General features: G+C 51.2%; 11 protein-coding genes. All 11 read left to right on the top strand.

The features are described 5' to 3' along the window. Window positions 1-2 precede the first annotated feature (2 nt). The 11 genes from EV294_RS11955 to EV294_RS11905 all read left to right on the top strand — a co-directional run bounded on the left by EV294_RS11955 (window position 3) and on the right by EV294_RS11905 (window position 14,816). On the top strand, window positions 3-875 hold the full coding sequence (locus EV294_RS11955) for a carbohydrate ABC transporter permease (protein WP_132307018.1): 873 nt from the start codon (window positions 3-5) through the stop codon (window positions 873-875). A 14-nt stretch (window positions 876-889) separates the two neighbouring features. Next, the gene (locus tag EV294_RS11950; protein WP_132307016.1) at window positions 890-2,362 is read left to right on the top strand and encodes a hypothetical protein; all 1,473 of its coding nucleotides are present in this window, start codon (window positions 890-892) and stop codon (window positions 2,360-2,362) included. After that, window positions 2,334-2,969 carry a YIP1 family protein gene (locus tag EV294_RS11945; protein ID WP_132307014.1) on the top strand — a complete coding sequence of 212 codons (636 nt, stop codon included), beginning with the start codon at window positions 2,334-2,336 and terminating at the stop codon, window positions 2,967-2,969. The genes EV294_RS11950 and EV294_RS11945 overlap by 29 nt, the downstream gene beginning before the upstream one ends. A 120-nt stretch (window positions 2,970-3,089) precedes the next feature. Beyond that, the gene (locus EV294_RS11940; protein ID WP_132307012.1) at window positions 3,090-5,639 is read left to right on the top strand and encodes a DUF5696 domain-containing protein; all 2,550 of its coding nucleotides are present in this window, start codon (window positions 3,090-3,092) and stop codon (window positions 5,637-5,639) included. Next, complete coding sequence (locus EV294_RS11935) at window positions 5,636-6,550, top strand: carbohydrate ABC transporter permease (RefSeq protein WP_132307010.1); 915 nt, start codon at window positions 5,636-5,638, stop codon at window positions 6,548-6,550. The genes EV294_RS11940 and EV294_RS11935 overlap by 4 nt, the downstream gene beginning before the upstream one ends. A gap of 16 nt (window positions 6,551-6,566) precedes the next feature. Next, window positions 6,567-7,511, top strand: a complete 945-nt coding sequence (locus EV294_RS11930) for a carbohydrate ABC transporter permease (RefSeq protein WP_132307008.1) — start codon at window positions 6,567-6,569, stop codon at window positions 7,509-7,511. Between the two features lie 146 nt (window positions 7,512-7,657). Further along, window positions 7,658-8,926 carry an endo-1,4-beta-xylanase gene (locus EV294_RS11925; RefSeq protein ID WP_207918130.1) on the top strand — a complete coding sequence of 423 codons (1,269 nt, stop codon included), beginning with the start codon at window positions 7,658-7,660 and terminating at the stop codon, window positions 8,924-8,926. Window positions 8,927-9,001: 75 nt separating this feature from the next. Beyond that, window positions 9,002-10,225, top strand: coding sequence for an SGNH/GDSL hydrolase family protein (locus tag EV294_RS11920; RefSeq protein WP_132307006.1), 1,224 nt, complete (start codon window positions 9,002-9,004; stop codon window positions 10,223-10,225). 341 nt (window positions 10,226-10,566) lie between these two features. Further along, window positions 10,567-12,564, top strand: coding sequence for an ABC transporter substrate-binding protein (locus EV294_RS11915; protein ID WP_132307005.1), 1,998 nt, complete (start codon window positions 10,567-10,569; stop codon window positions 12,562-12,564). A 113-nt stretch (window positions 12,565-12,677) separates the two neighbouring features. After that, window positions 12,678-13,676 carry an ABC transporter permease gene (locus EV294_RS11910; protein ID WP_132307003.1) on the top strand — a complete coding sequence of 333 codons (999 nt, stop codon included), beginning with the start codon at window positions 12,678-12,680 and terminating at the stop codon, window positions 13,674-13,676. A 3-nt stretch (window positions 13,677-13,679) separates the two neighbouring features. Continuing rightward, window positions 13,680-14,816, top strand: a complete 1,137-nt coding sequence (locus EV294_RS11905; protein ID WP_132307001.1) for an ABC transporter permease — start codon at window positions 13,680-13,682, stop codon at window positions 14,814-14,816. The last annotated feature ends 7 nt before the right edge of the window (window positions 14,817-14,823 follow it).

Below are 14,823 nucleotides of genomic sequence, written 5' to 3'. Positions count from 1 at the left end.
CGTTGAACAGTTGGACAGCGGTTTTCCAGATTCAGAGAAAGCTTAACCGCTCCTTTACCGTCAGCTTTTTATTATTTCTGCTCCTTGCCGTATTTGGCCTGTTTATGGCCATCCCGCTTGTGTACGCGGTTAACAATGCGTTCAAACCGCTTGACGAGCTGTTTATTTTCCCACCGCGGATTATGGTCAATAACCCGACGCTGGATAACTTCTTCGACTTGTTCTCGTTAATGGGCAATTCCTGGGTTCCGCTTTCGCGCTATATTGCCAATACGCTCGTTATTACGCTTGTAGGAACGTTCGGGCATATCCTGCTCGCCTCGGCTGCGGCCTATCCGCTAGCCAAGCATAAATTTCCGGGCTCCCAGATTATTTTCTCGACAGTCGTTCTGTCGCTGATGTTTTCCGGTACGGTTACGGCCATTCCGAACTATATGATGATGTCATGGCTTGGCTGGATCAATACGCATTTATCGATTATTATTCCATCCCTCGCTTTCCCGCTTGGACTATTCCTGATGAAGCAGTTCATGGAACAGATTCCGGACGCGCTCGTGGAAGCGGCCAAGATTGATGGAGCAAGCGAGTACCGGATCTATTGGCAAATCGTCATGCCGAACGTAAAGCCGGCCTGGCTCACCCTTATGATTCTGCAATTCCCTATGCTGTGGGGCTCCGACGGAGGCAATTTTATTTATAGCGAGAACCTGAAGACCCTTCATTATGCATTAGGTCAAATCGCGCTTGGGGGCATTGCCAGGGCAGGCGTTGGCGCGGCGGTAGCGCTTATTCTGATGGTCGTTCCCATCACGCTCTTCATCCTGTCCCAGAGCAGTGTCATCCAGACGATGGCAACTTCCGGGATGAAAGAGTAGAAGGGAGCCAAAGCATGTTGCGAATACAGAAAAACATATACCTCCTCCTTGCCTTAACTTTTCTTTTGGGCATAGGCGTAGGCGCAGGCGGCACAAGGGTTCAGGCTGCGGACGGGGCAGAATCCTATAATTATTCTTATTGGGGGCTAACGACCGCGGCACCGGCAGCGTATCAGGCAAACGTTTTGTGGAACGGGGAAAGCATGGGGGCGGGCGCTTTTAAAGAGCCAAGCGACTTCCAAGTAACCGAGGATCAACAAATCTATGTTCTTGATTCGGGCAACAACCGGGTTGTTGTGCTGGACGACAAATTTCATCCGGTACGGACGGTCAGCTCGTTTGTCCGAGACGGCAAAGAGGAGACCTTCAATAATCCCCAGGGGCTGTTCGTAACCGACGCCAAACAGCTTGTGATCGCGGACACCGGCAATAAACGGATTGTTCAACTGGATCGGAACGGCAATCTGGTAAAAGTTATCGAGGCGCCCAAATCGGATATGCTGTCCGAGAAATTTGATTTTCAGCCGGTACGGGTTGTTGTCGATAAGGCGCAGCGGGTTTATGTCATGTCCACCGGCGTTTATGACGGCTTTATGGAATTTAGTCCGGACGGCACGTTTACTTCGTTTGTTGGCGCGAACCGGGTCTCCTTTAATCCAACGGATTATTTATGGAAGATGCTGTCGACCAAAGCGCAGCGCAGCCAGATGGTTATGTTTACGCCAACGGAGTTCACCAATCTGGACATTGACCGGGAAGGCTTTATTTACGCCACGAACGGACAGGACAGCGGGAATGTCAAAAAGCTGAACGCCCAGGGCAACGACATATTGCGGCGGGAAGGCTACTTTGCCCCCGAAGGCGATATCCGTTACACGAACGCAACCGGACCATCCCGACTGATCGATATCGATGTTGGCGACAGCGAGATGTACTCCATACTTGACGGCAAGCGGGGAAGAATTTTCACCTATGACGGAGACGGCCATTTGCTGTACGTGTTTGGCGGGCTGGGTAATCAATTAGGACAATTCAATACGCCGGTAGCCATTGAGCGGCTTGGCGACGAATTCCTCGTACTGGATAAAGCGCTTGGCGAGATTACCGTCTTCCAGTCGACCGAATACGGCCGCACGCTAAACGACGCTGTCAGAGCTTATTACGATGGCGACGAGGATAAAGCCTTTACCTTGTACCAAGAGACCATCAGCATGAACGCCAATCTGGAATTTGCCTATGCGGGGATTGGCAAAGCCCTGCTTCGTCAAGGCGATTATCGCGAAGCCATGAAATATTTCAAGAAAAGCATGGACCAAAAAGGATATTCCAAGGCCTTCCTGCTTTATCGGAAGGAAGTGCTCCGCGAGTATTTCCCCGGCATTATGTCAGGGTTACTGTTACTCCTTGTTTGTTGGTTTGGAATAAGCAGATACCGGAAATGGAGAGGAGGAAAAAAGGTTGCCTTCATTAAACAGAGAGCTGTATAAATATCCGTTATATCTGATTTTGCATCCCTTCAACGGCTTCTGGGAATTGAAATATGAACGCAGCCGGAAGCTGAACCTGATCATTTCCTTCGCGATTTTGTTCCTGCTGATTATCATGAAGATTATGCAGACGCAGTACAGCGGATTTCTCGTCAACATTGTTTATCCGGACAGCATAAACAGCCTGATGGAGAGCTTGTACGTGGTTGTGCCCGTCTTGTTCTGGTGCATAGCCAATTGGTCGCTGACTACCTTAATGGACGGGGAAGGCAAATTTGCCGATATTTTCACCTCGACTTGCTTTGCGTTAGTACCGCTTCTCGTTATTCAATTTCCGTGGATAGGATTGAGTAACCTCATTTCGCTGGATGAGGTGTCCTTCTACCATTTCTTCAATAATGTGTCGGTGCTCTGGTGCGCCTACCTGCTGTTTGTCGGCAATATGACGGTACAGCAATATTCGCCGTCAAAGACCATCGGAACCATCATTCTCACCATTGCGGCAATGGCATTTATGGCTTTCTTATGTTTATTGTTCTTTAGTTTGATTCAGCAGATGGTTGCGTTTGTGCAGGTCATACACCAAGAAATCGTACTCAGGCGCTAGCGGCGCTTTCGAAGCAAGAATCTCCACGATTGCCGGTAAACGGCTAATTGCGAGGCCATTCTTTTGCCGGTGCTTACGAAGCATGAATGGCTTCACCATTCATTTTAAGGGGGCAAGAAGATGAATAAAGCCAGAATGGCCATGCTGACCGCATGCGCTCTGGTTGGGATCCTGCTTGCCGGATGCTCGGATTCCGCTTCGGGCAAGCAGGCGGGAGAAGCTGATCAGGCCGCGATGACATTCACGCAGGGAAAGGCTTTGAGCGCATCCTTCACGGATCCCCTAATTGCTGACATGAAGGGGGTTGCCGAGAATGATCAGCTCCGCTTATTCGCCGATGATCAGACGGGCGCCATAGCCGTTCTTAATAAGCAAAGCGGAGCCGTTTGGCGCAGCAACCCGCCGGGGAGCAGCGAAGACACCATTGCCGCCGGCGTGAACAAGGATTTATTATCGTCCCAGATTAAGCTGGATTTCTACAATGATTTCGGTCAGCTCAACTCGATTAATTCCTATACGGACAGCGTTGCGAATAAACAGATTAGCATGGAGAAGCTCCCGAATGGGCTTAGCGTTACCTATCAATTCGGCAAGGTGGAGAAAACGCTGGAAGATATGCCGAAGATGATGAGCAAAGAGCGCTTTGAGGCTTTAAACAAGAAGCTGGATAAAACCGGACAGCGCGCGTTGAAGATTGCTTATAAAGAAAATAAGGAACAGACGGCCTATGAGCGGAACGACAGCGCGTTAAACGGGCTGCAGCTGGACCGGGCGCTGAAGTCCCTTGAAACCGCCGGTTATACGGAGGAAGATCTGAAGAAGGATATGGAGGAGCTGCATTTCTCCCAGGAGAAAATAGCCCCGAGAATATTCGAAGCGACCATCCAGTACACCTTGGACGGCAACAGTCTTGTTGCAGCTGTTCCGGTGGCGGGCATCCATTACCCTGAAGAGTATCCGGTAAACAGCGTCTCCTTTCTCAATTTCTTTGGGGCGGGCGGAACAGCGGACAAGGGCACGATGCTTGTTCCGGACGGATCGGGCGCGCTTATTCGCTTTAACAGCGGCAAGACCCGCTATCCATCGTATCAGCAGCTCGTTTATGGCCAAGACAACACAATGGCCAGAACGGAAGACGCGGCAAGAGAAGAAGCGGTGAGACTTCCGGTCTTCGGCATCATCCGCGAGAACAGCGCTTTTCTCGGCATTATTGAGGAAGGGGAGTCTGTTGCAACGATTAACGCGGATATAAGCGGCAGGCTCAACAGCTATAACTATGTTTACCCTAGCTTTAACGTTATCAATAAAGGCCAGGTAACGCTGGATGCGAACGGCCAGCAGCGTTCCCTTCCGAAGTTTCAGGAAAATCCGATGAAGTCCGATTTTGTTGTCCGGTATGCCTTCTTGAGCGGAAAGGATGCCAGCTATCAAGGCATGGCGAGCTACTACAAAGAGTACTTGGTAAATAACAAGGCTCTTCCTGTGGAGAAAGCGGAGGACGAGGATAATATCCCGTTCTATCTCCAGCTGGACGGAAGCATTTCGGATAAGAAGCATTTTATGGGCATTCCGTACCGCGCGCTGGAGACACTGACAACCTTCAAGGAAGCCAAGGCTATTATCAATGAAATGAAGCAGCTGGATATTCATAATATCAAATTGAAATATGCCGGATGGTTTAACGGAGGGCTTGATCATAAAGTGCCCAAATCGATTTCGGTAGACGGGGAAATCGGCGGAAGCAAAGGGCTGAAGGACTTGGCCACTTTTGCAGCGGACAGCGGTGTTACGCTTTTTCCGGACGTGGCGTTTTTAACAGCGAATTCCGGCGCGGATTTCAATGAATCCAAATCCGCATCGCGAACGCTGAGAGGGGATCCGGCAGCGCTGTATCCGGCGGATTTGGCCTTGAACCGGCGCGATATTTCCAAGTCTCCCTCTTATATCGTTTCGCCTCGGCTTGTTGAGAGCTTTGTGGATTCTACCTTGAAGGGCATGAACGCGTTTCAAGCGAAGGGCATTTCGGTCAGGGATCTTGCCGATCAGCTAAACAGTGATTACAGGAAGCATAACCAGATCGACAGGACGGAATCCGAGGAGATTTCCAAAGCAGCGATGGCGAAGCTGCAGGGTGAGAAGCTGCAGGTGATGGGCAATGGCGGCAACGCCTACGCGCTTCCGTACCTGTCTGATCTTACGAATGCTCCGATGGGCAATAGCGGCTTCAAGCTGGAGGACGAGCAAATTCCGTTCTATCAGATGGTGATTCGCGGGAATGTGGAATACACGGGTGCGCCATATAATCTTTCCAACTATACGAATGACAGGCAATACATTCTGAAGTGCTTGGAATTTGGCTCTAATGTTTATTTCGAATGGATTTATGAACCAAACTATTCCGTCAAGGACACGGATCACAACGAACTATACGCCGTGAACTATAAGCTGTGGATGGATAAGGCCGCAGGCATGTACCAGGAAGTAAACAAGGTACTGAAAAATGTTCGAAATCAGCCGATTACCGGACACGAGAAGCTGCAGGACGGCGTGTACAAGACCGTATACGGAAACGGCATGTATGTCATCGTCAATTATAACCTTGCTCAGGTGACTGTTGACGGCCAGATCATTGAAGCCGAAAGCTACAAAACGGGTGGTGACCAATCTTGAAACGGATAGCAAAGCTCGGCATGAAGCAACGAACCTATGCGGAGCAAAAGGCGCTGTTAGGCTTTCTATTTGTTTTGCCTTGGCTGCTGGGGTTTATCTTGTTCTTTATCATTCCGCTGGTCAACTCTTTCCGTTATAGTCTCAGCAAGATCGAGGCCAATTCATCCGGAATTAAAATCAGCTATATTGGATTCGAGAACTATATCAACGCTTTAACCGTGAATACCAGCTTTAACCGGACCTTGACCGAGGCTATTCTCAACATGGTGGTTAACGTGCCTCTGATCGTCATTTTCAGCTTGTTCCTGGCCGTACTCCTTAATCAGAAGTTTATCGGTCGCTCGATTGCCCGCTCGATCTTCTTCCTGCCGGTCATTCTGGCCTCCGGGGTGATCATGACGCTGGAAACCTCCAGTCTCGTGCAAGCCGTTAATGACCAGAACCAGGGCTCGGGCGGCGCCATTCACGCTTTAGGAGCCTACGAGCTGGCAGGGCTTATGATGGATGCGGGCGTCAGCGAAAGCGTCGTTAATTATTTGACCGGCGCCGTGGAGCGAATCTACCAGATCGTCAGTCAATCCGGCGTGCAGATTCTGATTTTCCTTGCCGGCATTCAGACCATCTCCCCTCAGCTGTACGAGGCTTCCAAGATGGAAGGGGCAACCGGCTACGAGGCGTTCTGGAAGATTACTTTTCCGATGGTCAGCCCGCTTATTCTCGTGAATATGATATATACCATTATTGACTCCTTCTCAAGAAACGGGATGACGGATTTAATCAAGGAGACGGGCTTTACCAACTTTGATTTCGGTCTTAGCTCGGCAATGGCATGGCTGTATTTCGTGTCCATTATGCTGATCCTGCTCATCAGCTCCTATATCGTTTCGAAGAAGGTCTTCTACCAAGAATAGAAAGAGGGTGAGCTCATTGATGATGGCCCGATTGTTATCGTTTGAAAGCTGGAAGCGCTGGATCTGGTCCTTCGTAAGACTAGTGCTGATTGCCGGACTTTCATTCGTTATTCTGTATCCGATTATTCAGAAGATATCGACCGCGGTAAAAGCCAAAACGGATCTCTATTCGCCCATTGTGGTATGGATTCCCGAGCATTATTCGCTCGAGAACTTCAAGAATGCGATTTCCATCATGGATTACTGGAAGACGCTTCTGAATACGTTCTCGCTGTCGGCAACAACCACGATTCTGACCGCTATATCGTGCGCGCTGGCCGGCTATGCCTTCGCAAGATTGAAATTCAGGGGCAGCAACCTGCTGTTTGCGGGCGTCATTCTGACGATCATGGTCCCGCCGACAACGATACTTATTCCGATGTACTTGAATTTGAAGGATTTCAGCTTAATGGGGCTTATTCCTCTCCTTACGGGAAAAACCGTCAATTTGCTGAATTCGTATTGGCCGTTTATCCTAACCTCCATAACGGCCAATTCCCTGAAAGCCGGATTATATATCTTTATCTTCCGGCAGTTCTTCCGGGGAATTCCGCGGGAGGTCGAAGAAGCTGCTTACATGGACGGGGCCGGCGTTGGTCAGACCTTCCTGCGTATTATGCTGCCTAACGCGATTCCCTCCATTATTACGGTACTGCTCTTCTCGTTCGTCTGGCAGTGGAACGACAGCTTCTTTACGACAACCTATCTCACCTCGAGCAACGTGATGTCAACGCAGCTGTCGTCCTTGCCTTATAATCTTTCTATTATTCTTGGCAATGACGCTTCCGCCAAGGATCCGTTCTACTTGAGCATGGTGCAGGATACGGGAATTCTGCTGGCGATTCTGCCTCTTATCGTGTTATATCTGTTCGTGCAGCGCTACTTCGTTGAGAGCATCGAGCGGACAGGACTTGTCGGTTAAAACAATGAAATGATGACATGTATATTTCGGTGTCAGTCGAGTGCCCCCATTCGATCTGGCGCTAAAACCAACCTCTATATCGCGGTCGCTCATCCTCGAGAGGCCGGGATAGAGGTTTTTTTATTTCACGAGAAAGCGGGTTTCCTATGCTTCGTATACGCAATAAAGCCTTTTTCACTATTATTCTCTCGGCGGTACTCCTCGTTGTCGTCATCATGATGCTGATACTGAACAAGTCCGGAGAACCCGGTCAGACCACTGCCGCCAACGTTCAAACAACGGCTCTGCCCGTATCCGCTGCTCCGCAAGAGCCGTCGGAGAACAGCACGGAGCCGCCGAAGCAGACGGCGGAGGCCGTCGCGCCCTCCGTACAGCTGGATATCCCGTCGCTCGCGGAGACCTTCGAGAATGATTTTGCCATCGGAGCTGCCCTTGAGCCCAACCAGACGAATGGATTATCGGCAGAACTTTTGAAGAAGCAAGTGAATATGCTCGTAGCCGAAAATGCTATGAAGCCGGCTTCCATCCAGCCGGCAGAGGGGCAATTCAATTGGGATCAGGCGGATCGGATTGTCGCCTTCGCCAAGGCGAATCACATGGCTATACGTTTCCATACGCTTGTATGGCACAGCCAGGTGCCGGACTGGTTCTTCCGGGACGCTGACGGCAAACCGATGGCGGATGAGACCGATGCCAAGAAGCGGGAAGCCAACAAGAAGCTGCTGCTGGACCGGCTGGATGCTCATATCCGGGCTATTGTTGGCCGTTACAAGGATGACATTAAATATTGGGATGTCGTGAACGAAGTGATTGAGCCTGCGGATCCGGATGGCATGCGAAGCAGCAATTGGTACAACATTACGGGCACCGACTACATTGCGACTGCCTTCCGGGCCGCAAGAGAAGCTGGCGGCCCCGGGATTAAACTGTACATTAACGATTACGGAACGGATGATCCGAGGAAGCGGGACCGATTGTACGATCTCGTGAAGGAGATGCTCGATAAAGGCGTTCCGATCGACGGCGTCGGTCATCAGACCCACATCAGCATTTATAGCCCGTCCGTGATGAACATTATGGATTCGATGAAAAAATTCAAGGAGCTGGGGCTCGATAACCAGATTACCGAGCTGGATATGAGCGTCTATAACTGGAACGACCGGACCGATTACGGAGCTGCCGTGCCGGAAGATATTTTGCAAAAGCAGGCACAGCGCTACAAGGAGCTATTTGAAGCGTTAAAGTCGAATGCAGGATTGGTCAGCGCTGTTGTGTTCTGGGGGATCGCTGACGATCATACTTGGCTAAGCACATTTCCTGTCGCTCGGACGGAAGCGCCGCTGCTCTTTGACAAGCAGCTGCATGCAAAGCCCGCTTTCTGGGCGATCGTGGGAGGAAGCAATGCCGATCGGTAAAAGGACAGGTTGATGCGCTGGAAGACCGATTGAAGCTGTAATACTATTAAATCGTACGACGAAAGGAGATTAACGATGACGGAGGAGCAATTCTTAAGAGATTCAGAGGAGCACGTGGATATACGCTCGGAGGCTTATCGCGAAATGATCGCTAAATCCTTGCTTGAGTTAGGCAACAACAAGCGATTGAAAGCCGCCATAGAGAAAGCCAAGAGAGGCGAGGACGTTACGATTGCTTTCATTGGCGGGTCTGTCACTCATGGGGCGGGAGCGGATCCGCTTCATCTGGACTGCTACGCTTACCGGACGTATGCCGGCTTCAAGGAAAGGTTTGGAAGAGAAGGGGGCCCGCATATCCGCTTTATTAAGGCAGGCGTTGGCGGTACGTCCTCCGAGCTGGGCATGATTCGCTACGAGCGGGATATTCGAAGAGACGGAGCGGTTGAGCCGGATATCGTCATCGTCGAATTTGCCGTCAATGACGCCGACGACGAGACGAAAGGAATTTGCTACGAAAGTCTCGTAAGGAAAGCATTGGCCGCCGACAATGCTCCTGCCGTCGTTCTGCTCTTCAGCGTGTTCGAGAACGATTGGAATTTGCAGGATCGGCTTGCTCCCATCGGCCGGCATTACGGATTACCCATGGTAAGCGTGAAGGACGCGGTAACGGAGCAGTTTTACAAGTCAAAAGAAGAAGGCCATGTCATATCCAAGAAGCAATTTTTTAGCGATATCTATCATCCAACCAACGCCGGGCATCGCATTATGGCCGATTGTTTGTGTTGGCTCTTCGCCGAAACCGATCGCTGCGAACCGCATCAAGAGGATATCAACCTAGATCAACCCCCGGTCTACGGCAGCGACTTTGCGGATGTTCAATTGCTGGATCGGTACAATGGCATTGGCGTGGCAGAGATTACGGAAGGCAGCTTCTCCGCGGCCGATTCCGAACTGCAGTTCGCGGAGATGGACGACCATCCATACGGCACGCCTCAGTTCCCTTACAACTGGATGCATGCATCGGAATCCGGAAGCGATAGCTTTAAGATGACGCTTCATAGCAAAAGCCTGCTTCTCATCTATAAAAATTCCGGCAGCGACGATTTCGGAAACGCCGATATTTGGGTCGACGGAAAGCTTGCGAAGGCAGCGGAGTCTCATGCCGTCAACTGGACACGATGCCATGCCGTTATCTTGTATCGGGAACAAGTCTCTAGGGAGCATACGGTGGAAATCAGAATGGCTGCCGGGCATGAGAGCAGGAAATTTACGATTCTGGGCTTCGGCTTTGTAAAATAGTTTTTCACTCTGCATTTAGAACGGAACAAAGACAATTTCTTCGGTAACGATGAGGAAATTGTCTTTTTTTATTGCTTGTGCCGATACAAAAGGGTTCCTGCCGGTCAGGCATATGGATAAGTTGGTGAAGCGCTTTATATTTTTTGGATTCGTATTTTAAACCGCTTTAAAAGATGACATTCTTTCAAATAAAGCGCATACAATTTACAAAAAATTAAACCGGTTTAACAGCAGCGGAGGTGAAGATCGGGTCTTCACGGCAGCCAAGAATCGGCTTAAGTCAAGGAATAAGGGAGCGCAGGTATCGAGAACAAGCAAAATCACGAATGGAGGGGTTCATTTTGAGGAGACAAAGGAAGCTGCTGGTTATTCTGTTTGTCATCTTTACCATTATTGCGGCAGGGTGTACGAATAACAATAATTCGCCGGCACCGTCAAACGCGGCCGGGGAGCCGAGCAACGACAGTAAAGGCACGGACAAGGAGGAAGACAAGGGCGGCGGAGGGGGTGGTGAAGGCACAGCCTCCAAGGAAGCACCTATGCTTGCCAAGCTTGTAGCAGACGGCACGCTTCCTCCGTTGGCGGAGCGCCTGCCAGTCCAAGCAGATGTCATGGTGGAGCCGGTTGTCGACGAAATCGGACAGTACGGCGGCGACTGGACAATGGCGTGGACGGGGCCGGGCGACAAGTGGGCCGTCGGACAGCCGACGGAGGAGGCGCTTTTCCGTTTCAACAAGGACGGCAGCGGCGTCGAGCCGAACGTTGCCAAAAGCTATGAAGTCAATGAAAATTCAACCGAATTCATCATCCATCTCCGGGAAGGCATGAAATGGTCCGACGGCGAGCCGTTTACAGCGGACGACGTGCTGTTCTATTGGGAGCACATGCTGACGAAGGAAACCTTCGGCAAGGCGATTTACGATGCTTATTACTCGGTTGACCCGGTTACCGGCGATAAGGCGCTGGCCACGGTCACGAAGGTGGACGATTATACGTTCAAGGTTGTTCATAAATATCCAAGCGTTCAATTTCTCGAACGGGTTGCGATCGACAATAAATGGTTTTTCGCGCCTGCGCATTTCCACAAGACGATCCTGCCCGAGCTGGTCGGCGAGGACAAAGCGCTGGAGATCGCCAAACAGTGGGGCTTCGAGGATACGACCGCGTTCCTGAAGGAAACCGGTTATTATTACTGGCTTTATCCGCAAATTCCGACGCTCCGCCCATGGGTGGCGAAGAACGATCCGAACAGCGACCAGTTCATCATGGAACGGAATCCGTATTATTGGAAAACGGACCCGGAAGGCAATCAGCTGCCTTACATGGACCGGATTGTCGCAACGAAGATCCAGGATCCGAGCCAACGCGTTCTCGGCACGCTGGCGGGCGACTTTAACTTGTCCACGTTCGGGGCGCAGGATTTCACGGTACTGAAGGAAAACGAGAAGAAGGGCGATTACCGCGTTATCGCTTGGCAGCAGCCGGCATGGATGACCTCGGGCATCCAGCTCAACCAAACCGTCGACGATCCTAACCTTCGCAAGCTATTCCAGGATATCCGATTCAGGGAAGCGCTCTCTCTTGGGGTGAACCGCACGGAGATTACGGAGATTGTGACGAACGGTATCGCGGATCCGATCCAGGCTTCCGTTCAGGAAGGGCTTGTGGGCTATCAGGAAGGCTGGGCGGATCAATGGGCCAGCTTCGATCCCGAACGGGCGAACGCGCTGCTCGACGAGATTGGTTTAACGAAACGCGACAAAAATAACTTCCGGCTGTTCCCCGACGGCTCGGACGTAACCCTCACGATTATGGACTCCTCGGAGGCAAGCGCCAATTACACGGAGCTTCTCAAGAAATTTTACGAGGACATGGGCATTAAGACAAACGTGAAGCTTGTCGATCAAGCGACGCTGCAAGAGCTGAAGTATTCCAATCAGGTGCCGGTGAGCATCGAGAATATTTCCGTCGTGAACGTGGCTTACCGTCCCGATGCGCTTGTGCCGCTTCGGGTACTGACTCCGTGGTACGGCCAATACGGCTTGTATGTTTCTTCGGGAGGGAAGGAGGGCGTAAAGCCGGAGGGAGACGTCGCTAAGATTCTGGAGTACTGGGATCAGATTAAGGCTGCCTCAACAACCGATGAGATTAACCGGCTCGGCGATGAGATCGTTAAGCTGCATATGAAAAATCAATGGGTAATCGGATACGCAGGCCCAACGCCAACCCTTATCACGGCATCCAACAAGATGGGTAACATTCCGGAAGATTTGATCTGGGCCGACGAGTTCCGTTCGCTTGGAGCCGCTCATCCCGCGCAGTTTTATTTGAAGAAGTAACCTTTGTTTTGCACGCGTGCGGCAAGGGGAGAGCGGGAGCTCTTCCCTTCGCAACGGGTCATTCTGATGACATTCGCGCAAGGCCGAATGTCAAGGGGAGGAGAAATAACAAGGTGCTGCAATACACGTTGAAGCGTATTTTGCTGGCCGTCCCAGTCGTGTTTTTCATATCCGTCATCGTGTTCTACATTATACAGCTGCCACCCGGCGATTACGTATCCAATTACGCGGCTGAAGCATCGGTTGCCGGGGAGGTATTCACGCAGGAGGATATGGATGCGATGCGGGCGGATCTCGGGCTTGACCGTCCCGTTTACGAGCAGTATTTCATTTGGGTCAAGGACATTGTATGGCATGGTGACTTTGGCTTCTCCTTTAACTATAACAAGCCTGTGCTGGCCGTCATTGAGCAATATATGGGTCTTACGCTGACCGTTTCCCTGGTCACAATGGCATTCCAATATCTCGTGGCGATTCCGATCGGTATTTATTGCGCGGTCAAGCAATATTCGATTGGCGACTATTTTTTCTCGGGACTGAGCTTTCTCGGGATGGCGACGCCGCATTTTCTGATGGCCGTCATTCTGATGTTCCTCTCCTACACGTGGTTTGGCGATCCGCTGCTTGGCCTGTTCTCCGCGGAATACGTGAATGCGCCGTGGTCGATGGACAAGGCGATCGATTTGGCTAAGCATATGGTCATTCCCGTCATCGTTATCGGGTTGTCCGGGACGGCGGATTTAATCCGCGTTATGCGCGGCCAGATGCTGGATGAGCTGAATAAGCCAAACGTCGTTACGGCAAGAGCGAAAGGCTTATCGGAGAGGAAGATTTTGTTCAAATACCCGACGCGGGCGGCGCTGAATCCTATTGTCAGTACGTTCGGATGGTCGCTTACGTCGATCTTCACCGGCTCCACCATCACGGCAATTGTTCTTAATTTGCCGATTCAAGGACCGGTCATGTTTAATGCCTTGCTGGGACAGGACATGTATCTGGCAGGGACTTGGCTGCTGTTCATGGCGCTGCTCACCGTGCTCGGAACGTTGATTTCGGATATTCTGCTCGCGTGGCTGGATCCGAAAATTCGCACGGAATTCAGGGGTACCTAAACGATGAGACGATTCGGAAGACGACAAGCCGCTGCCACGGAGCCGGCCATTGATAAAGACTTAAACTACAGCTCGCAATGGCGTCTCATGTATGTAAGATTCAAGAAGCATAAGCTGGCCCGGGTCAGCCTCGTTATATTGGCCTTTCTCTACGCAGGTGCGCTGTTCGCGCAGTTCCTGGCTCCTTACGGGCTGGAGAACTACGATAGCAAGTATGTGAACGCGGCACCCATGAAGCTTCGATTTGTCGATGCGGAAGGGAAGTTTCATATCCGGCCTTTCGTATACGGGCTAAAGTCGGGGCGCGATCCGGAGACGATGCGCAAAACGTTCACCGCCGACACGGAGAAGAAATATCGGCTGCAATTTTTCGTTAAAGGGGAAAAGTATAAGTTTCTTGGCCTCATCCCTTCTTCCACGCATTTGATTGGCGTCAAGGAGCCCGGCCGGCTCTTCCTACTCGGCACGGATTCGCTCGGACGGGATTTGTTTTCCCGCATTTTGCTTGGAAGTCAGGTTTCGTTAAGCATTCCTCTGGTAGGGGTTGGCATCAGCTTCGTATTAGGATTGATTATCGGCGGCGCGTCAGGCTATTTCGGAGGCTGGGTTGACGCCGTCATTCAAAGGGTTATCGAAATCATACGTTCCTTCCCGACCCTGCCGTTATGGATGGCGTTGTCCGCTGCGATTCCTCCGCGCATTCCGGTCGTCCGAATGTATTTCTACATTGTTATTATCTTTGCGTTCATCGAGTGGACGGGGCTTGCGAGGGTTGTGCGGGGCAAGTTTATATCCCTAAAAAATGAGGATTACGTCGTTGCGGCCAAAATCGCAGGCGTCAGCGACTCGAAAATCATGGTCAAGCATTTGCTGCCCGGCTTCATCAGCTATCTGGTCGTTGCAACGACGCTGGCGATTCCCGGCATGATTTTGGCCGAGACGGCCATGAGCTTCCTTGGCCTTGGCATTCGGTCCCCCGCCACCAGCTGGGGCGTGCTGCTGCAGGAAGCGCAGAAAATCGACAATATTGCTCTGTATCCATGGAAAATCATTCCGCTTGGCACAGTCATTCTCACCGTCTTGACGTTCAACTTTTTGGGAGACGGCTTGCGCGACGCGGCGGATCCGTACAAAAGGTAGGTCAAAA

This window comes from Paenibacillus sp. BK033, from assembly GCF_004345425.1.
Classification (GTDB): domain Bacteria; phylum Bacillota; class Bacilli; order Paenibacillales; family Paenibacillaceae; genus Pristimantibacillus.
The sequence above is the reverse complement of the archived record's forward strand: the minus strand, read 5'-3'. Positions and strand labels throughout refer to the sequence as shown.

Bases quoted from the DNA above. Each gene is read 5' to 3' on its own strand.
- EV294_RS11950 (WP_132307016.1), top strand. From the start codon at position 890: ATGTTGCGAATACAGAAAAACATATACCTCCTCCTTGCCTTAACTTTT.
- EV294_RS11940 (WP_132307012.1), top strand. From the start codon at position 3,090: ATGAATAAAGCCAGAATGGCCATGCTGACCGCATGCGCTCTGGTTGGG.
- EV294_RS11925 (WP_207918130.1), top strand. From the start codon at position 7,658: ATGCTTCGTATACGCAATAAAGCCTTTTTCACTATTATTCTCTCGGCG.
- EV294_RS11920 (WP_132307006.1), top strand. From the start codon at position 9,002: ATGACGGAGGAGCAATTCTTAAGAGATTCAGAGGAGCACGTGGATATA.
- EV294_RS11905 (WP_132307001.1), top strand. From the start codon at position 13,680: ATGAGACGATTCGGAAGACGACAAGCCGCTGCCACGGAGCCGGCCATT.